The organism is Ochrobactrum sp. BTU1 (assembly GCA_018798825.1).
In the GTDB taxonomy this organism is placed as follows: Bacteria; Pseudomonadota; Alphaproteobacteria; order Rhizobiales; family Rhizobiaceae; genus Brucella.
The window spans coordinates 940,936-959,003 of the sequence record CP076356.1 but is presented as its reverse complement, the minus strand read 5'-3'; the positions used below and the strand labels follow the sequence as shown (position 1 = coordinate 959,003).

Here is an 18,068-nt window from a genome sequence, read left to right as displayed (position 1 = left end):
AAATACTGGGAGGTACGCGATGTCGAGGAGGATGAGGGTCGGGGCCACGACCATTCTCGTGGTTATGGCACTTTGGTTTGTTTTAACGTCTTTGACCGGCGCCATATCGCCCGGGCGCTTCCCGTCCCCGGGCGCTGCTTGGCAGGCGCTCGTTCAGATCTGGTCACCGGGATACGCCAACGGAACATTGCTGGAGCATGTGCTTCGCTCCCTGCTGCTCGTTCTTTCCGGGTTCGCTGCCGCAGTGCTGACCGGCGTTCCCCTCGGGTTGCTGATGGGTTGGAGCAGGAAGGCTGAAGCGTTCATCAACCCAATCTTCCTAATCGTCCGCCCGATACCGCCGCTTGCCTGGATACCGCTCGCCATTTTGTGGCTTGGTCTCGGTGACGCTGCAAAGATCCTTGTGATCTGGTTTTCCGCCTTCGTTCCGTCGGTCATCAATGCCTACTCGGGCATCCGCAGCCTGGACAAGACATTGATCGAGGCTGCGAGAATGCTTGGGACGCCGCCCAGAAGGTTGACGCTCGAAGTGCTGTTGCCGGCAGCTAGCCCCATGATCTTCACCGGATTGAGGCTTTCGCTCCAGGCCTCCTGGACGACGTTGGTCGCCGCCGAGCTTGTCGGTGCTCTCTACGGACTTGGCAGGGTTCTGAATGTGGCGCAGCAGGATCTCTATCCAGGGATGATCCTGGTCGGGATGGTTGCAGTCACAATCGGCGGCTGGGCGACAACCTACGTCCTGTCGCGCTTCGAGCAGTGGTCGCTGCGGTGGAATCAGGCCGCAATGGCGGCGGGAGTTTGATAGCCATGGCCCGTAGCATTTCTCTTCAGCAAAGCTTTCTTCTTGGCTTCGCAGGCCTCGTCGCCTTCTTTGCACTTTGGACGTTTCTATCGGTCTCTGGACTGACTTCGCCACTCTTTCTGCCATCGCCGGCAGCCGTAGCTGAACGCTTCGGCTTCCTGCTGCACACACGGTTTGCGGGCGGAACCCTCTTGCAGCATCTCGGTGCAAGCTTTGAACGGTTTGCATATGGCTTTGGTCTGGCGGCGCTGGTCGGCATTCCGCTTGGCCTGATGATGGGTTGGTTCAGGCTATTGGACGATATCGTTACACCGCTCTTCGACGCCGTGCGCTTCATTGCGCCGATAGCGTGGGTGCCATTCGCCGCCCTCTGGTTCGGGACCGGTATCGGTGGCCCGATCATGATCATCTTCGCAGGCGCTTTTCCACCTTGCCTGATCAACGCCTATCGCGGTGCGAAGTTCGTGGATCCGCGGTTGATTGAAGCCGCCCGTATGCTCGGAACACCGGATTCGCGGACGATCCTGGAAGTCCTGTTTCCATCGTCAGTGCCGTCGATCATTGCCGGCTTACGCGTATCCGCAGGGCTTGGTTGGCAGTCTCTCGTAGGTGCGGAACTCATCGTGGCATCCACCGGTGTGGGGTACATGATGGTTCAAGGGCAGGGAAACCTTTCAACTACCACGGTTATGTCCGGAATGATCGCAATCGGGCTTGTCGGCATTGCGATCGACATCCTGCTCCGTGGGATCGAGGCTCGCATTCTGCGAGGCCGGGGACGGCCTGGTTAAGTTACGGCGTTGCGACTTAGGCGGCCAGTGCACTTGGCTGCAGCGCACGGAATGTTCTGGAGGAGAAGGAAATGGGAATTATCCGCCTTGATGGTGTCGGTCGTGTCTACGGCAAGAAGGATGGCTTCGTCGCGCTGAAGGACGTCAATCTGGAAATTGCCGACAAGGAGTTTGTCGCGGTTGTCGGCCCGTCCGGTTGCGGCAAGACGACCTGCTTGCGATTTGTCGCCGGTTTCGACTTCCCCACCTCGGGGATGGTTTCCGTAAACGGAAAGCCTGTAACTCGCCCCGGCCCGGATCGAGCAGTGGTGTTCCAGCAGTTCGCGCTCATGCCATGGAAAACGGTTCGTCAGAACATCGAGCTGGGCTTGCGCAATAAGAAAGTGCCTAAGTTTGAGCGTGACGCGCGCATCGCAAGCACGCTTTCCTTGATGAACCTCCAGGCCTACGAAAACGCCTTTCCCCACCAGCTTTCCGGCGGGATGCAGCAGCGTGTGTCGATCGCCAGGGCCTATGTGCTCGACCCCGATGTTTTGCTTATGGACGAACCGTTCGGCGCGCTCGATGCGCAAACCCGTGTCGTCATGCAGGAGGAACTGGTTCGGCTGGCGCGCGTCAATCCGCGTACCGTGATGTTCATCACTCACGCGGTGGAGGAGGCGGTCTACCTTGCCGATCGAGTGGCCATCATGTCGCGGCAGCCCGGCAGGGTAAAGGAAATGATCGATATCCGATCCGTAAGGCAAGCCGAAAATTGGGATGCGCACGAGAAGATCGAGGACGTCATGGATCTTGAGAGTTTCGTCCATCTGCGCACGCGGATATGGCGCAGCCTTCGCGAAGAAAAGGCGATGGAGATCGCCTGACCGCACTGGCTGCGAACTGGCAACTCAAACGGAGGATGTGTGAATGAAGAAAATTCTTCTTGCCGTAATGCTGGGCTCGATGCTGATGGCCGCGCCGTCAGTGCGTTCGGCCGAGCTTGAGCCGATCAAGATCAGCTATCAACCGTCCCTTTACTGGGCGCTTCCCTTCTACATCGCGAAGGAGAAGGACTGGTGGCGCGAAGTGGGTCTCGACGCCAGCTTTGTCACGTTCCCGGCGGGCGCTCCGCAGATCGCCGCTGCGCAGGCAAACGACTGGGATGTTGGAGGCACCGGTTCGGTTCCTGCCGTCCTGGGCGCTGCCCGGTTCGGATTGCTTACGATTGGCCTGACGAATGACGAGTCGAAGGCCAACGCAATTATGGCGCGCTCCACCGTCATCGATGGCCTGAAGGCTGATCCGACGTCGATAAAGGGCAAGAGACTGCTCTTGACGACCAATTCCACTGCCGACTACGCGGCTCGGGCGTGCCTGCGCAAATGGGGTGTCGCCAACGCTGACGTCGAGTTCGTCAATCTCGCGCAGGCGCAGGTTATCTCGGCGATTATCAGCAATAACGGCCACATTGCTGGGGTATGGGCGCCGCACACCTATACGTTGAAGGAGCGGGCCGGCATGGATTACCTCTGCTCCGGCGCGGATGCTGGTGCGACCGTACCGGGAGCATTGGTCGTCAGACCGGGCTTTGCTGAAGAAAAGCCTGAACTCGTCGCCAAATTCCTCGCAGTTTTCCTGCGCGGTATTGCCTGGTCAAAAGCCCATCCCGAAGATGCGAAGGCCATGCTTAGATCCTTTTACGCCGAGGGCGGCGTCGAGGTGTCCGACGAAGCTGCCCAGGCGGAATTTGATCTGCGCCAGACCTTTTTGCTGCAAGAGCAAAGTGACCTGCTCGAACGCAACGACGGGCACTCGCAGCTTGACTCGTGGTTCTCGTCCGTCGGCGACTTCATGACCGAAGTTGGTACGATTGCAAGCAATCCGGATACCGCAACCTATATCGAACCGAAGTTCGTGCACATGGTCCGCAACGATCCTGCGCTCGCAGCCTTTGCCGGGAAAATCGACTAACCCCAACCGCCACCGAACCATTATTGCGACCGGGCTACTTCCGTTTCTTTGGAGAAACGGAACGCTCCTCATCGAAGGTATGAAAAATGGCAATCACCTATCTGAAAAAAGCAAGCAAGTCACCGGAAACCGAAACCGGCACGGCACGCGACGTCGTTGCAACCATGCTCGCCCGCATCGAAGCAGACGGAGAAGCAGCCGTTCGCGACTATGCCGAGTCCCTCGACAAATGGACCGGCGATATCATCGTGACGCGCGAGGAGATGGAGCGGAGGACCGCGAACGTTCCGCAATCTGTGAAGGATGACATCGCTTTCGCTGCCGACCAGGTACGCCGCTTTGCACTCGCTCAGCGGGATTCTATCAAGGACTTTTCCGTGGAACTTCTCCCAGGTTTCACGGCGGGGCAGAAACTGGTGCCATGCAACGTGGCGGGTTGCTATGTGCCGACCGGGCGCTATGCCCATATCGCGTCGGCTTACATGTCCGTGGCGACGGCAAAGGCAGCGGGAGTGAAGACCGTGATCGCCTGCTCGACGCCGTACAAGGGAGAGGGCATCCATCCCTATGTACTTTACGCGATGCAGGTTGCCGGCGCGGATATCGTCATGACCCTTGGTGGTGTCCAGGCGATTGCCAGCATGGCCTACGGACTTTTTACCGGCCTTCCCGCTGACATCATCGTCGGCCCCGGCAACAAGTTCGTCGCCGAAGCCAAACGGACGCTTTTCGGCAAAGTCGGCATCGATGTGTTCGCCGGTCCGTCCGAAGTCGCCGTGATCGCCGACGACACCGCCGACCCCATGGTTGTTGCGACGGATCTCGTCGGCCAGGCAGAGCATGGTCACGAGAGCCCGGCGTGGTTGTTTACGTCCTCAAAACGTATCGCTGATGAAACCATGCGTATGATGCAGGGCATCATCGATGCCTTGCCGCAGCCTGCAAGGGACGCAGCGGATGCCGCATGGCGTGACTATGGCGAGGTTGTCCTGTGCGACACGCGTGAGGAACTTGTCGAGATTTCCGATCAATATGCCAGCGAGCATCTTGAGGTGCATTGCTCGGACCTCGATTGGTGGCTGAGGGAGCTTACCAACTACGGCTCGCTTTTCCTCGGAGAGGAAACGACGGTTGCGTTTGGCGACAAGACTTCCGGCCCCAATCATATCCTTCCGACGAAGTTCGCCGCTCGGTATTCCGCCGGCCTTTCGGTCCACAAGTTCCTGAAACCCCTGACCTGGCAGAAGTCCGACCGTGACGCGTGCAAGACGCTCTCTCTCGCAACGGCGCGCATTTCTCGTCTTGAGGGGATGGAGGCTCATGCCCGCACGGCGGACGTCCGGATGGACAAGTATTTCCCCGGACACAATCTCGACATGGGCGCCCCAGTCGAGAGCGCAAGCTGACCACGTCCTCAAGAAGCAGGGAGACTAGCATGGGACGATTGTCTAACCTCTTTGATCTCGACGGCCGAACCGCCGTCGTGACTGGTGGCAATTCCGGAATTGGGCTGGCAATCGCCACAGCTCTCGGGTTGCAGGGTGCGTGCGTTGTGCTGATCGGGCGCAATATCGCCAATCTGGCCTCAGCGGAGGCAGCTCTGAGGACCGAGAACATCCCCGTGCAGACCGTTGCCGGAGATCTTGCGGATCCAAAAGACGTTAACCGCGTCGTTGCGGATGTGAATTTGAGCAACGACGCGGTCGATATTCTGGTCAATGCCGCGGGTGTCAACCTTCGCAAGCCGTTCGCCGAGGTATCGGCCGGCGACTTCGATCTGCATATGGCGTTGCATCTTCGGGCGCCGTTTCTGTTGACACAGGGTTTCGCTCCCCTCATGCGGGAACGCGGTTGGGGCAGGATAATCAACATCGCCTCTCTGCAGTCCACGCGCGCATTTTCAAATTCGGCGCCTTACGGAGCCGCTAAAGGGGGAATCGTGCAGCTTACGCGCGCGGTTGCCGAGGAATGGTCCCGCCATGGCATAACCTGCAACGCAATCGCCCCGGGGTTCTTTCCGACACCTCTGACCGAGCCTGTTTTTTCCGATCCGCAACGAGCAGCCGCGAATGCCGCGCAGACGGCGATCGGCAGAAACGGCAATCTCGACGACCTTTACGGAACGGCAGTCTTCCTGGCGTCTGAGGCGTCCGCCTATGTTACAGGACAGACGATCCACGTCGATGGCGGGTTTACGGCGAAGTAGAAGGAAGCCGAACATGAAAGCTCTCGTATATACCGCACCTTATACGCTTGAATTCACAGATGTGGTCGAGCCAGTCCCGTCTGCAGGCGAAGTCCTGGTCCGGGTCGACGCTGTCGGAATCTGCGGTTCAGATGTGCATGCCTATCATGGCCACGATTCTCGTCGCTTGCCTCCTGTCATCCTCGGGCACGAAGCTTCCGGGGAAGCGATGAATGGCCTGTTGACAGGCCAGAAAGTGACGATCAATCCGCTGGTGACACCTGCCGATGGCAAATTTGCCCGATTTGGCCGGCCCAACCTGGATTCTCGACGTCAAATCATTTCCATGCAGCCGCGCCAAGGCGCCTTTGCGCAATATGTTGTGGTACCGGAAAGCAATGTCATTCCGCTTCCCGAAAACTTCGATGTGGGGACAGCAGCACTCGCAGAACCGCTAGCCGTTTCCTGGCGCGCGGCAAAGCGCGGCTGCGCCTTGCTGATGACGCCTCTGGACGAGGTGAGAGCGGTCGTGCTTGGCGGCGGAGCAATCGGCCTCGGGGCAGCGCTTGCGCTGCGACATTTCGGTATTCGCGATATCGCTGTCGCAGAGACAAACCCGGTGCGACATTCGATGATATCGGCGCAAGGTGGTTTTCGCCTTTATGTGCCGGGCGAGAGTGCGGCTCCGAAAGAGAACAGCATTGATCTTGTCATCGATGCAGTCGGAGCCGCGTCAACGCGCGCCGCCGCGTGCCAAATGGTCGAACCGGGCGGAGTTATCGTTCATATCGGCCTGCTTCCGGGAAGTGACGGACTGGACGTTCGCAAGATCACCTTGCAGGAGATTACGTTGACGGGCGCATATTGCTACACGCCGGACGATTTCAGAGACACTGTCGCCGCGATGATCGCAGGCGACCTTGGCGGCCTCGACTGGTTTGAAACGCGTGCCCTGTCCGAAGGAGCGGACGCGTTTGCAGACATCGATAACGGCTTGATAAGCCGTGCGAAGGTTGTGCTGCGACCCTGACCTGATGTGAAATCTATCCATGAAGCAATAGATAATGAGTGGGTTCTGTCGCAAAAATTTTGGCTGGTTAAGAGCGGCTTTGTTCTTGGGCGCATTTATGCTGCGAGCTCCGCAAAGAGCTGGAACCAATTTCTACTTGAAAGCTCATCTTCATCGGAGTTCAGCGCGTTTTTTCCGACGCTAGTGTATCCTCGGCGTTTCGATCACAATCAACGGGTGGGTTGCTCTTTGAGCGTGGCGTCCTGTTTCTGCAGATTTGGACGAGATTCAGGGCTATTGACTAGCAATCTGCAATCTCGGCCCGGTATACTGCTGGAAACAAGACACGCATGTCCTCGACTTTGAATCAAAAGCAAAACCAACCCTACAAATTTGTCCCGTTAACTATCGAGGCTTGAAATTCGTGCGCACCCAAGGGTCTGATCAGATCTTGCGTTCCTTGTGGGCTGTCTGACATGCGGTGGGAAGCGGAATGGCGGCTTTTGGCGAGAAAGCTTCCGAACCGGACGTTTGAGTGTCTATGTCGGTCTAAAAAGCGATCCAGCCATCACCACACGTTGGGCCCGGGATCCCACCACCTCGAGAATACGTGGCCCGTTGTGCAATAGCCCCAGATCATCTTCGCGCAGCATGGTCTTGAGGCGCCTGTCCACACGACTCCGCAATCGAGGAAGTTCGATTTCGACCGGGATCTCATCAGGAGATGAGAGCGGGACAAAAACTACAGCATCGAGCATGGCGAGCGCTTTGCTGACATTGGCCAGTTCACGGCCACTCGGAAGCCACTCAAAGCCCTCACCAGCGCTGACCACCTCCAGATAGGCGAGAAAGTCGAGTGGACAGCGGTCGAAGATCACGTCCCGGCCACCAGCATGACCCAAGATCAGCTTACAGCTTTCGGCAAGCTGCTTTTCAAGATCAGCTGTCGTAGCTCCATTGGCAAATGGGACGCCTTGCTGCTCAAGAAGCCAATAGGGCTCGGGCACGCTTTCATAAGCGCGATGAACGGCTGTGAAGTCGTGGATAAATGTCGTCTTGCCACTACCATGCGTCCCCGTCACTGCAATATGCATGATTCCTCCCTCCAGGGGCATTTACGACGTCGATTTCACTTGAGCAAGAACCGACGTATCAGGTCTAGCGAAGGCCCTTATTGTTCGGGCCGGCGACTGCTAGTCCCGTCTTTCATCTCAAAACACTCAGTCAGCTTCTAGCTCCCTTGAGCCGCAGCTTCTGGAAAACGGTCCTAATTCCTCGAACGACCACAATGGCGTCGGAAGCGGTCGTTAAAGTCGCGTAGGATTTACGATTGGCCGCGCTCATCAGCCGTTCAAAGTATACTGATCGGAGATTAGTCCCGCGGTTGCTGCACGCTATGTCACGCATTCCTGATCTTCCGGAAAGCGCATGTAACGGATCAGTTCGTGCCACCAAATCTGTCCCGTTTTCAAACCCGCCAGTTTATGCCAGTTTTAAAGGAACCGATGTTTCTGACCGGCAATCATCACACCTGGCAAAGACGAGGGAAAGTGGTTCGTAACCTTCCAAGGCAAAAAACGCAGCAGCTTGGCGCGCGCAGAAATCTTCTATAGACTGTGTAATTCATATGCATTACAATCAAGCTTTAACTTGGAGGAACTTATGGCTTCTAACGCACTCGTTCAAACTCGTATTGATGCCGAAGTTCGAGATCGTGCCTCTGCTGTGCTTGAAGGTATGGGTCTTACGGTGTCGGATGTTGTTCGTATCTTGCTCACCCGGACGGCGAACGAGGGGGCATTACCGCTCGAACTTATATCAGGCAGCGAAGCGCACGATGCTTGGTTTCGCAGCAAGGTTCTTGAAGCGCTTCACGACCCACGACCGGACGTCTCGGATGATGAAGTCACGGCTCATTTCGAAAGACGCCGGGCGGCAGCGCGCCTTAAAGCAACGACGCTCAAGTCGTGAAGCTCACTTGGTCCGCATTTGCGTTATCAGATCGAGACGCCATTTTCACTTTTATTGAGGCGGATAATCCCTTATCTGCAATCATGGTTGACGAACGGATCGTCGCGGCTGCTCGTCGCTTAATTGATTTTCCGGCGAGTGGTCGGGTTGGCAGAATTGCCGGGACGCGGGAACTTGTTGTAAATGGTACTCCATACGTCGCGGCTTATGCTGTAACGCAATCGGCGGTTCGTATCCTCCGCGTACTTCACGGAGCGCAGGAATGGCCAGATATTATTCCTACCAGATAGGCTTCGAACTTAATGTTTGGGATCAACGGGGCGCCAATTCGCTTCTGTTCAAGATAAAAGGGCGATATTGCCGTTGAGGAGGGGCAATCGCGAAGAATCTTGACTGGTTATCAATGGGAGACGGACTGCGTTGCGGTATGCCAGCACTAGATTTCAACCAGTTAATTTAACATAATAAGAAGCTTTCCATACTTGACCGAGGCTAAAGCGGTTTCCAATGGTGTCTTGTGCCTGTACTAAGGGTGTTATATCGAGCACTCTGTCGGGGGTACACATATGCGACTTCAGTCTCCATGGACTCCTCGTCTTTCAGATAATGGCAATACTCCCGCAAACAGGCTAGTAGAAGCTTTGTCAGAGGACATTCTCTCCGGGCAGTTGCATGGCGGCGACAGACTTCCTGCCCATCGGGATTTGGCATGGAAACTGAACCTCGGAGTAGGCACAGTTACGAAAGCCTATGCGATGCTTGAGCGGCGCGGATTGGCGCGCAGCGTAAAGGGCTGTGGTACATTCGTCGCCGTCTTTGAATCGCGAAAGGGGCCTGCAATTGATTTCTCGGTCAATCGCCTGCCTGTTATGTTAAGTGACAGATTGTTGGCTGGCACACTTTCTGCAATATCCAGAAAAATAAACTCAGCCCACGTCAATCTTTATCCCCCACCAGCAGGCCATGATGAGCATCGGCGTTTATTGGCGCGCTGGCTCGAAAGCCTGAGCATTGAGGCGGACGCAAAGAGGATTATATTAGCTGGAAGCGGGCAGCAGGCACTTTGGCTTGCTTTCGATATTCTGTGCGGCGGCAATGGTTTGATTGTCACAGAACGTCTCAGCTACTCGGGAGCTATTGCACTTGCGCGCTATCGCGGCCATCCAATGCGGAGCGTTGATATTGATGACCAGGGTATGGTGCCGGATGATCTCGATCGGGTGCTATGCGAAGAAGAGAACAGCGGGCGCCGTCGCCTTGTTTATCTGACCCCCACACTTCATAATCCTACGACGATTTCTATGGGAGCAAACCGGCGAAAGGACATTGTGGACGTCTGCAACAAGCGAAACGTCCCGATTGTTGAAGATGGTGTCTATACACTGGGTGCCTCTCCCAACCTTCCTCCACTTGTCACCCTGGCACCGGATCGCGTCTTTCATGTAACGAGCCTCTCCAAGTCACTCAGTCCAGGATTGCGACTGGGCGTTCTGGTTTTGCCTTCAGGCTGGGAGGAACATGCCGAGGAAGCCTTGCGTGCGCTGCCACTGTCTTCTTCGCCAGTAGACTATGCGCTCCTCGAAGAGTGGTTTACCAGTGGTGTTATGGAAACGGTGAGGGGTACTTTGCGTGCCGAGGCGCGGCAAAGGGCAAAACTGGCCCGGTCATTCTTCGATAACAGAACAATCATGACCGATGATTGTGCTTTTCATGCGTGGCTGCCAATGCCTCATACGGAAGCGGAAGCCTTCGAAAAGGCAGCGGCGACGCTTGGCGTTGTTGTTACAGAGCCGGATGCCGTTCGTGCTGATCGAAACGATAATGCGACGGGTATCCGGCTGTGTCTGGGTGGGCTTGGTATGGAAGACCTGACCACAGGTCTAACATTGCTCTCGCAGTTGAAAATAGGGGATCATTCTTAGAAATCGACGTTACTCATGAATTCCCAACAGCCGTTAAAGCGGTGTCACCATTTGAAACTGGAAGACACCATAACCTCTCTGCCATCTCCGTAAAGACACTTTGCAAATTCGCAGACAGCGTATTCGTCGTTGAAAAGGTTTGTTGCATTCAATGACAAGGTAATGTTTTTGGTCACTTCATAGCGAACCATTGCATCGACAAGCGTGTAGCCGGGTATTGGTTTATCTATGCCTGATGCGCTGGTCCATCCGGTGTATCGTACACCACCTCCAACGGTCAGTCCGTCGATGCCCAACTGAGTTACATCGTAAGTCATCCAGAGAGCGGCCTGATGATAGGGTGTGTTTTCACTGCGCTGGCCAAGTTCCAAAAGTTCTTCACTCTTGGTGATCCGGGCATCTGTGTACGAATATGAGCCCACCATGGTCAGATAATCAGTCAGCTCGGCTTTGGCCTCAAGCTCAAATCCACGAGCACGCCGCTGACCGATCTGTGTGAGCTCATCAGCAAGTGTACGGGTGACGATATTGTTCTGATCAAGCTGATAGGCGGCTGCGCTGAACAACATATTCGTGCCGGGCGGCTGATAACGAATGCCAGCCTCAATCTGTTCTCCCGTCATAGGTGAGAAATTCATGTCTTCGGCATATTCAGATACCGAGATCGGGAAGAAGGATTGCGCATAACTGACATAGGGAGCCAGTCCATTCTCAGCTTCGTAAACCACCCCCGCGCGCCATGTTGTCTTTTCAGAGTTGCGGCTGATCGACTGGTTGTTCGCATGATAGCTGAAATCCTGATCAGCCCAGTCGTGTCTTACACCAAGCAGTACGTTCCAGCGTTCATCAAAGGTGATTTTGTCTTGCAGATAAATACCATGCTGTACGGTTGTTGTTTTCGCACCACGGTTACGAGCAGGGTCACGATTAACTGTGAAACTTGCGCCGTAGATTGGATTGTTCAAGTCGATTGATGGAGCAACTGCACGAAAATTATCTGAATCATACGATGTGTCGTAAAAGTCATAACCGACGAGCAATGAATGTGAGAGTGGACCTGTATCCACATCGAATGCAACATTCATATCATGTGTGAAGCCCTTCGCGCCATCATGACGGTCGCTGTACTGGCGAGCCAGTATGCCTGTCTGTGCGACCTGATTAACGGCAGCGGCGCTCGTCTGGGCCATCATATAACGCCAGTCCAGATCGGATTCGTAATAGCGTGATTTTGCCGAGAACCGCACATCATTGTCGAAACGATGGGTAAATTCGTAACCCAGCGCACCCATATTAGTTTTCATCCGATCATAGTCCGGCTCTCCAATAAAAGTGTCGCGGCCGAGGATGAATGGGCCATTACCGATGCCTTCCACAATTTCGTAGGGTAAGGCAGCGGGGAAACGTGTGTTGGTCTTCTGGTAAAAGCCAAGCATGGTCAGCGATGTGTCTTCATCAGGCTTCCATTCCAAAGCCGGGGCGATATAGATGCGGTCATTGTTCATGTAATCAACGTTGGTGTCGCTGTCGCGACCAAGAAAAGTCAAACGATATGACAATGTGTCGGTTATTGCTTCGCTGAAATCTGCAGTAAGCTGTTTACGGTTATGAAGCCCGCCCTGAACCGAGACTTCACGCAGAGGCTCGGATGTCGGGCGTTTGCTGACGCCGTTCACAAAGCCGCCCGGCGAAAGCTGGCCATAAAGAACCGAAGCCGCACCGCGTACAACATCGACACGTTCAAGACCAAATGGCTCTTGCGTACCATCATAAGAGTTGTTCTGTAGCCTCATCCCGTCGCGCAGCATCCCACCGGTACCTGATTCGACGTCGAATCCACGAATTCTGAACCGGTCGGCGACGCGCGAGAATGGGCCGGGCTGTGCCGTGAAACTTGGTGTATAAGCAAGCACGTCAGCAAGAGTTTGCGCTTCGCGATCTTTGATTTCGGTAGCTGAGACTACCGACACTGATTGGGGCGTAAGCAGGATAGGTGTATCCGTTTTCGTGCCACTACTGCTGACCTTAGCTACATATCCTTTAACAGGTTCTGTTGAGCTGGCATTGTCCTGCACGACAATCGTTTGCAGCTGAATTCCAGCATTCGTTTCCTGTGCTGAAACACTGCTCACCGCAAGCGCCATCATCGCGCAAGCGAGTGGAATGCTATATGGCAATGCAGACATGTAGGGCAGGCTGCCGATATTCGATTTCAGATGGTTTACCGGCATAGAATTCCCCAATAGCGATGCATGAATTAGTGGAGGCTGGCAGGCCACCGTATAAACATGACAAGTACAGTCAACAAAGATATGCTCTCGCTATCATGTGATTCACTTTGAATAAATTAAAAAAGTGTCACAACACACTTATTGCAGCGCGCTCACTATCGCGCGGATGATATGACGCGATTGGAAGAGCCTATCAGAGCCGCTTCTTACAATTGTGCACGGAGATGCTGGCTATGTTCGAAATGAAGCGAGTGAACGTTTATCGTGGCACCCAGCATATTCTCCATGACATTGATCTGAAAATTCTTCCGGGGCGTTTTACCGCTTTGATCGGGCCGAACGGCTCTGGCAAATCAACGCTTCTGGGCAGCATGGCGAACTCGGTCGCGATATATAGCGGTCATGTTGAACTTGGTTCAAAGCAGCTTGTTTTATACTCGAGACGCGAACTGGCCCGGCAAATGGCATTCTTGCCGCAACATGTGCATACGCCGGTCGGAATGAGTGTGCGTGAACTACTTGCACAGGGACGGTTTCCGTGGAGAAGCTGGCTCGGTGGCTGGTCAAGCGAAGACGAAGACGCTGTCTCGCGTGCCGTTGCACTTTGCGGCATTGAACAACTCATCGACAGACCATTGCAGAGCCTTTCAGGTGGTCAGTTGCAGCGTGCATGGATTGCAATGACTTTGGTTCAGGATACACCAGTTATTCTGCTCGACGAACCTACGACATTTCTGGACGTTGCAAACCAGTTAAGCCTGCTTGATCTGCTGTCGGTCTTGCGCGATGCAGGACGCACAGTGGTTGCAATCCTTCACGACCTCAATCAGGCGGCGCGTTATGCAGATCAACTTGTCATGCTGAAAGATGGGCGGGTGGTTGCCGAAGGCGCGACACAGCAGGTCTTCAATGTGCCTAATATCGATAATGTGTTTTCGGTGCGATCAAGAATGCTTGATGATCCGGAAACGGGAATTGCAATGTGCATTGCTTCTTCCTGGGCGTGAAGGGTGCATCCTTTGTCAGTTTATCTGCGTTCTTTTCAGTTTTTCGCCCTTTTTGTGCTGCTAATCGTGGCTGCAATCCTTCATCTGAAGCTCGGAGCGCGTCAGCTTGACTGGAGTGTGGTCTGGCAAGCACTTGTCGCCTATGTTCCGGCAGACCCATTGCATAATATCGTGATGGAAATGCGAATGCCTCGTTTGATCAGTGCTGTCATCGTCGGTGCAACCCTCGGTCTTGCAGGCGCGTTAATGCAGGCGGTCAGTGAAAACCCGCTTGCAGATCCCGGGCTGATGGGGGTGAACAGTGGTGCTGCCTTCTTTGTCGTTTTCGGTTTGCTTGTGCTCCCCGGTAACACGCTTGCCATGATACCGCTTCTCGCCTTTGCGGGGGCAATTGTTGCAGCAGCGATCGTTCTTCTGAACAGCGGATCGGACCCCAATCCGGTTCGCCTCGTTTTATCCGGTGTGATGGTTGCGGCCCTGTTCAGTGCCCTGACCTCTATGGTTCTTTTGCTTGACCAGCAGGGGCTTGAAACTCTGCGGCGCTGGCTTGTTGGTTCGCTTGCTTTTGACAGTACAGTAGCCCGCTGGCAGACCTTTCCATTCATCCTTCTCGCTGGATGCATTGCAGTAGCGAATATTCCCGCACTTAATCTCCACCGATTGGGATCGCAGTCGGCGGCGTTGATGGGGCTGAATGTATTGCGGATGCGGCTCTCATCACTTCTGGCGATCGTGCTTTTGGCCGGATCATCTGTTGCAATAGCTGGTCCTATTGGCTTTGTCGGTCTTATTGCTCCGCATATTGGGCGTATTTTTCTCGGTAATGACTATCGGCTCCTCATCCCCGCAGCGCCTCTGATAGGTGCACTGCTTATTGTTACTGGTGACATCGTATCACGCACGGCATTACGTCCACTGGAGATCAATACGGGTATTGTGACTGCCATCGTCGGCGGCCCCATTTTCATCGCTCTCGTTCTGGGGAGAGTGAAATAATGGCAGTGCAAACCCATATCACCAATCACACCCGCAATCGGTTTTCTCATGGTCGGATCATTCTGATTGCTGCTACTGTGTTTCTTGTTATAGCCGCAATACTGGCAATAAAGCTCGGCAGCTATCCTGTTACACTAACAGAAATTATTAAGGCGGTCATAACGCCCCAAAGCACTGATAATATTTTGCGTAGCATCGTGTTTGACACGCGTCTGCCACGCATATTGCTTGCCATTTTTTCTGGTATGGCGATGGCTCTTGCCGGAGTGATATTGCAGGTAGTGACACGCAATTCACTGGCTGCACCCGGATTGGTGGGTGTTGAGGCAGGCGCTGGTATCACCGTGTTGACTGCGCTCATTCTTTGGCCATCTGAGCTGGCTGTTGAGCTTTATCCGCTTGCGGCTTTGCTTGGTGGGCTGCTGGTTGCATTGTTTGTTATCGCTCTTGCCTGGAACAAAGGGGTCTCGCCCTTGCGTCTCATTCTGGTGGGTGTTGGTGTAACAGCGATACTCAGTGCATTGGCAGACCTGCTTATCACCTACGGACGGATCGAACATGTTGAATCGGCTTTGCTCTGGCTTGCAGGCAGTCTGCATAGGGCAGGGTGGGAAAATGTGCGGGGGCAATTCTGGTGGCTGCTTCTTGCCGCTGTTCCCATATTGTTGTTTTCCCGCCAGTTTGACCTGTTTCAGCTTGGTAATGCGGTTGCAGCAAGTCGCGGCCTGAATGTTGCGCGCTTTCAGATCATCGCACTTTTGCTGAGTGTGATGCTTACCGCTTCTGCCGTCGCGAACGTTGGTACAATGAGTTTTATTGGTCTCTTAGCCCCTCATGCTGCAAGGCTTTTGGTAGGGGAAAGGCATAGATTGCTTTTGCCTCTGTCTGCATTGATTGGTGCAAGTATTGTGCTTGTCAGTGACACAATCGGCCGAACCGTTTTTGCTTCACTTCAGATTCCGGCGGGACTTGTGGTTGCAGTGATCGGCGCGCCCTATCTTCTTTATCTGCTGTCGCGAAAAGGAACGACCCGATGACCAGAATAGCGTCAGCTTTGCTTATTCTTATATGCAGTTTCGGCTTTGTTGTTAGTGCTCATGCAGAAGAAACAAGAACATTTACCAATCGTTTCGGCTCGGTTGAGGTGCCAGTTCACCCACGCTGTGTGGTGTCATTGCACGATTTCAGTCTGACAACGCAATTGCTGGAATTAGGGGTTGTGCCTTGTGGTTCATCTGGTCGCAAGCGCTTGCTTGCGGACACTATTTATAGGGGTGCATCGCAGAGATACGATACGTCAGAAATCCAGTATATCGGAACGCATCAGGCTCCTGATATTGAAACAATTGCGGCATTGAAGCCAGACCTGATAGTGGGGTTGTCTTATCACGCAGCGCTTCGCGATAAGCTTTCAGCAATTGCGCCCGTTGTGCTGCTGCCTTTACGTGAAGAAGGCATATTAACCTATTCAGAGCAATTGGCTGATCTTGTTGGTAAACGTCATCGCTATGATGAATTGCATCGGGAGTATCAGGATATAGTCAGCGAATTCGGAAAGCGCGTAGAGAAACCAGCTTCAATCACAGTGACACCGATGGAGATTTATCGCGATGGTTTCAGAATTATCGGGCGTGGTGGCATGGAACAGGTGATAAAGGATTTTGGTCTTGGTCATGTTCCCGCTTATGAGAATAGCGAAAGCGATATACCCTATAGCTTAGAACGCCTTTCCGACTTTGACAGTGATATCATCATCGACACTTACGAAGAAATGCTGGACGAGGAGGCGGAAATGCGCGCCTTCCGGTCGACTGTCCAGTGGCGCAATCTGTTTGCTGTTCGCAATCGTCAATTTCTGTATTTTAATCGCAGTCGTTACGGCGAGACGATGCAAGGCCTAATTGGTTCTGCGATTTTGCTTCTATCGCATATCGGCGAGCGAGAAATCCTCCGGCAGAAGCCTGAATAGGTTGTCAGGTCAGCGGCGTAATTGAAACTGCGATCCAGCGTTCAACCTGATCCCTATCGCCGTCTGGCTCTAGCGTGCTGCAGCGTGTATTGACGTCAAACTGATCCAGCCTCAACTGGATGAGCAACTGTTGAGATTGAGTGGAGGCAATAATCTCCGCTTCAATTTCATTCGTGTTCCCTGCTTTGCGCTCAAGAACAACTTTCTCCTGTGGCCCAATATCATTCCAGAATGAAAGTGCGGCGTGCTCGGCGACCTGTTCTAAGGCGTCGATTTCCGGATTGCCTCTGTACGCTGGCAGGAATGGAACACCTTTGCTAAGGCAGGACAGGAAATCGGAAACGTCCTTTGGCTGGAGACGTCCATATCTGGCGCGCTGTGGCAAAATGAGCAGCGACGCGGCAAAGCGACATCCGCCGATATGCGTTGACTGTAGAACCCGGAAAACCGTCGGGTCGGCCTGATCACGCAGCGCTTTCCAGGTAGCAAAACCATAACGTGCGCAGCAAGGGTCCTGCTTTCCATCTGTACAGCAAAGGATGGTAATGCGCTCATCGCGCTCTCCGCAGAGTTCCCCTCCCGAGGCCAGAACCAGCAATTGCTCGGTCAGAATGTCAGTCGTTGCTGTGCGTAGAATAATGTTGTCGCATGAGAGAGCAATTTCATCCCCCTCTACGAGTGCCACATGGATACCAGCCTGATTAGTCGTTATCATAGCCTGAGAAAGTGCTTCGGGCATGTCAAACGCATTCGTTCTTGGAACACGCCAGTGGCGTCGCGGCCAATGGAGGAGCGCGTAACGTGGGGCGGTCCCACCAGCTCCGGGCATAGGTTCACCCCGCTCCAGACAGACGTCGCGACAAAATTTATGAGCACTCATATTTAGCCAAGTTGTAAGAGCTCCTCACACGACCGACGGTTTGGTAATCCAAACACACGAATTGCCTATTCATATACATTCATTGTGCTTTGTCGCAACGATGAACTAACAGTCATTCGAAAATGGCTGATAAGAGGTGCAGATTTCTGACTGGTGGCCTGGAACCACAACCGCCTAAAACTGTCGGGTTGAAGCACGACTGTTCTTGACTCATACACAAAATCAATGACATGCAACAACGCTGCACCGGTTATTGAAAGTTGCGGATGGTATCTACGGTGCACCTTTTTCGCCGTCATCCGCCTCCTGTGGCAAGGAAGGTGGGTGTAATCAATGCGTCGCAACAAACGCA

Annotated in this window: 17 protein-coding genes; 14 read left to right on the top strand and 3 right to left on the bottom strand. The window is 54.1% G+C overall.

All coding sequences use genetic code 11. From position 1 onward, the window contains the following. The first annotated feature begins 19 nt into the window (after positions 1-19). The 7 genes from KMS41_23490 to KMS41_23460 all read left to right on the top strand — a co-directional run bounded on the left by KMS41_23490 (position 20) and on the right by KMS41_23460 (position 6,761). Entirely contained in the window at positions 20-802 is a 783-nt protein-coding gene (locus KMS41_23490; GenBank protein QWK80675.1) for an ABC transporter permease, read from the top strand. A gap of 5 nt (positions 803-807) precedes the next feature. After that, positions 808-1,593, top strand: coding sequence for an ABC transporter permease (locus tag KMS41_23485; GenBank protein QWK80674.1), 786 nt, complete (start codon positions 808-810; stop codon positions 1,591-1,593). A 71-nt stretch (positions 1,594-1,664) separates the two neighbouring features. After that, a complete protein-coding gene (locus KMS41_23480; protein ID QWK80673.1) occupies positions 1,665-2,459 on the top strand; it encodes an ABC transporter ATP-binding protein in 795 nt (264 codons plus the stop codon). Between the two features lie 43 nt (positions 2,460-2,502). After that, positions 2,503-3,546 carry an ABC transporter substrate-binding protein gene (locus KMS41_23475; GenBank protein ID QWK80672.1) on the top strand — a complete coding sequence of 348 codons (1,044 nt, stop codon included), beginning with the start codon at positions 2,503-2,505 and terminating at the stop codon, positions 3,544-3,546. An 86-nt stretch (positions 3,547-3,632) separates the two neighbouring features. Further along, a complete protein-coding gene (gene hisD / locus KMS41_23470) occupies positions 3,633-4,952 on the top strand; it encodes a histidinol dehydrogenase (protein ID QWK80671.1) in 1,320 nt (439 codons plus the stop codon). 29 nt (positions 4,953-4,981) lie between these two features. Next, positions 4,982-5,752, top strand: coding sequence for an SDR family oxidoreductase (locus KMS41_23465; protein ID QWK80670.1), 771 nt, complete (start codon positions 4,982-4,984; stop codon positions 5,750-5,752). A gap of 13 nt (positions 5,753-5,765) precedes the next feature. Then, a complete protein-coding gene (locus tag KMS41_23460; GenBank protein ID QWK80669.1) occupies positions 5,766-6,761 on the top strand; it encodes an alcohol dehydrogenase catalytic domain-containing protein in 996 nt (331 codons plus the stop codon). A gap of 518 nt (positions 6,762-7,279) precedes the next feature. On the opposite strand, the gene KMS41_23455 is transcribed toward KMS41_23460, so the two are convergent. Continuing rightward, positions 7,280-7,834 (bottom strand): ATP-binding protein, encoded by a 555-nt coding sequence (locus KMS41_23455; GenBank protein QWK80668.1) that lies wholly within the window; start codon positions 7,832-7,834, stop codon positions 7,280-7,282. A 568-nt stretch (positions 7,835-8,402) separates the two neighbouring features. Between KMS41_23455 and KMS41_23450 the strand changes: the two genes are divergently transcribed. The 3 genes from KMS41_23450 (at position 8,403) to KMS41_23440 (ending at position 10,633) form a co-directional block, all read left to right on the top strand. Continuing rightward, the gene (locus KMS41_23450; protein QWK80667.1) at positions 8,403-8,711 is read left to right on the top strand and encodes a type II toxin-antitoxin system RelB/DinJ family antitoxin; all 309 of its coding nucleotides are present in this window, start codon (positions 8,403-8,405) and stop codon (positions 8,709-8,711) included. Beyond that, positions 8,708-9,001, top strand: coding sequence for a type II toxin-antitoxin system RelE/ParE family toxin (locus KMS41_23445; GenBank protein ID QWK80666.1), 294 nt, complete (start codon positions 8,708-8,710; stop codon positions 8,999-9,001). The genes KMS41_23450 and KMS41_23445 overlap by 4 nt, the downstream gene beginning before the upstream one ends. Positions 9,002-9,277: 276 nt before the next feature. After that, positions 9,278-10,633, top strand: coding sequence for a PLP-dependent aminotransferase family protein (locus tag KMS41_23440; GenBank protein QWK80665.1), 1,356 nt, complete (start codon positions 9,278-9,280; stop codon positions 10,631-10,633). Positions 10,634-10,677: 44 nt separating this feature from the next. On the opposite strand, the gene KMS41_23435 is transcribed toward KMS41_23440, so the two are convergent. Next, positions 10,678-12,864 (bottom strand): TonB-dependent siderophore receptor, encoded by a 2,187-nt coding sequence (locus tag KMS41_23435; GenBank protein QWK80664.1) that lies wholly within the window; start codon positions 12,862-12,864, stop codon positions 10,678-10,680. A gap of 242 nt (positions 12,865-13,106) precedes the next feature. Between KMS41_23435 and KMS41_23430 the strand changes: the two genes are divergently transcribed. Genes KMS41_23430 through KMS41_23415 form a run of 4 tightly spaced genes read left to right on the top strand, consistent with a single transcriptional unit; the run spans position 13,107 to position 16,836 of the window. Then, positions 13,107-13,871, top strand: coding sequence for an ABC transporter ATP-binding protein (locus KMS41_23430; GenBank protein QWK81198.1), 765 nt, complete (start codon positions 13,107-13,109; stop codon positions 13,869-13,871). Positions 13,872-13,883: 12 nt separating this feature from the next. Beyond that, positions 13,884-14,867 (top strand): iron ABC transporter permease, encoded by a 984-nt coding sequence (locus tag KMS41_23425; protein QWK80663.1) that lies wholly within the window; start codon positions 13,884-13,886, stop codon positions 14,865-14,867. Next, positions 14,867-15,904, top strand: coding sequence for an iron ABC transporter permease (locus tag KMS41_23420; GenBank protein ID QWK80662.1), 1,038 nt, complete (start codon positions 14,867-14,869; stop codon positions 15,902-15,904). Before KMS41_23425 ends, KMS41_23420 begins: the two co-directional genes overlap by 1 nt. Beyond that, the gene (locus tag KMS41_23415) at positions 15,901-16,836 is read left to right on the top strand and encodes an ABC transporter substrate-binding protein (protein QWK80661.1); all 936 of its coding nucleotides are present in this window, start codon (positions 15,901-15,903) and stop codon (positions 16,834-16,836) included. The genes KMS41_23420 and KMS41_23415 overlap by 4 nt, the downstream gene beginning before the upstream one ends. Before the next feature lie 4 nt (positions 16,837-16,840). Here the strand turns inward: KMS41_23415 and KMS41_23410 are convergent, their stop codons facing one another. After that, entirely contained in the window at positions 16,841-17,716 is an 876-nt protein-coding gene (locus KMS41_23410) for a hypothetical protein (protein ID QWK80660.1), read from the bottom strand. Between the last annotated feature and the right edge of the window lie 352 nt (positions 17,717-18,068).

Bases quoted from the DNA above. Each gene is read 5' to 3' on its own strand.
- KMS41_23490 (QWK80675.1), top strand. From the start codon at position 20: ATGTCGAGGAGGATGAGGGTCGGGGCCACGACCATTCTCGTGGTTATG.
- KMS41_23485 (QWK80674.1), top strand. From the start codon at position 808: ATGGCCCGTAGCATTTCTCTTCAGCAAAGCTTTCTTCTTGGCTTCGCA.
- KMS41_23480 (QWK80673.1), top strand. From the start codon at position 1,665: ATGGGAATTATCCGCCTTGATGGTGTCGGTCGTGTCTACGGCAAGAAG.
- KMS41_23475 (QWK80672.1), top strand. From the start codon at position 2,503: ATGAAGAAAATTCTTCTTGCCGTAATGCTGGGCTCGATGCTGATGGCC.
- hisD (QWK80671.1), top strand. From the start codon at position 3,633: ATGGCAATCACCTATCTGAAAAAAGCAAGCAAGTCACCGGAAACCGAA.
- KMS41_23465 (QWK80670.1), top strand. From the start codon at position 4,982: ATGGGACGATTGTCTAACCTCTTTGATCTCGACGGCCGAACCGCCGTC.
- KMS41_23460 (QWK80669.1), top strand. From the start codon at position 5,766: ATGAAAGCTCTCGTATATACCGCACCTTATACGCTTGAATTCACAGAT.
- KMS41_23455 (QWK80668.1), bottom strand. From the start codon at position 7,834: ATGCATATTGCAGTGACGGGGACGCATGGTAGTGGCAAGACGACATTT.
- KMS41_23450 (QWK80667.1), top strand. From the start codon at position 8,403: ATGGCTTCTAACGCACTCGTTCAAACTCGTATTGATGCCGAAGTTCGA.
- KMS41_23440 (QWK80665.1), top strand. From the start codon at position 9,278: ATGCGACTTCAGTCTCCATGGACTCCTCGTCTTTCAGATAATGGCAAT.
- KMS41_23435 (QWK80664.1), bottom strand. From the start codon at position 12,864: ATGCCGGTAAACCATCTGAAATCGAATATCGGCAGCCTGCCCTACATG.
- KMS41_23430 (QWK81198.1), top strand. From the start codon at position 13,107: ATGAAGCGAGTGAACGTTTATCGTGGCACCCAGCATATTCTCCATGAC.
- KMS41_23420 (QWK80662.1), top strand. From the start codon at position 14,867: ATGGCAGTGCAAACCCATATCACCAATCACACCCGCAATCGGTTTTCT.
- KMS41_23415 (QWK80661.1), top strand. From the start codon at position 15,901: ATGACCAGAATAGCGTCAGCTTTGCTTATTCTTATATGCAGTTTCGGC.
- KMS41_23410 (QWK80660.1), bottom strand. From the start codon at position 17,716: ATGAGTGCTCATAAATTTTGTCGCGACGTCTGTCTGGAGCGGGGTGAA.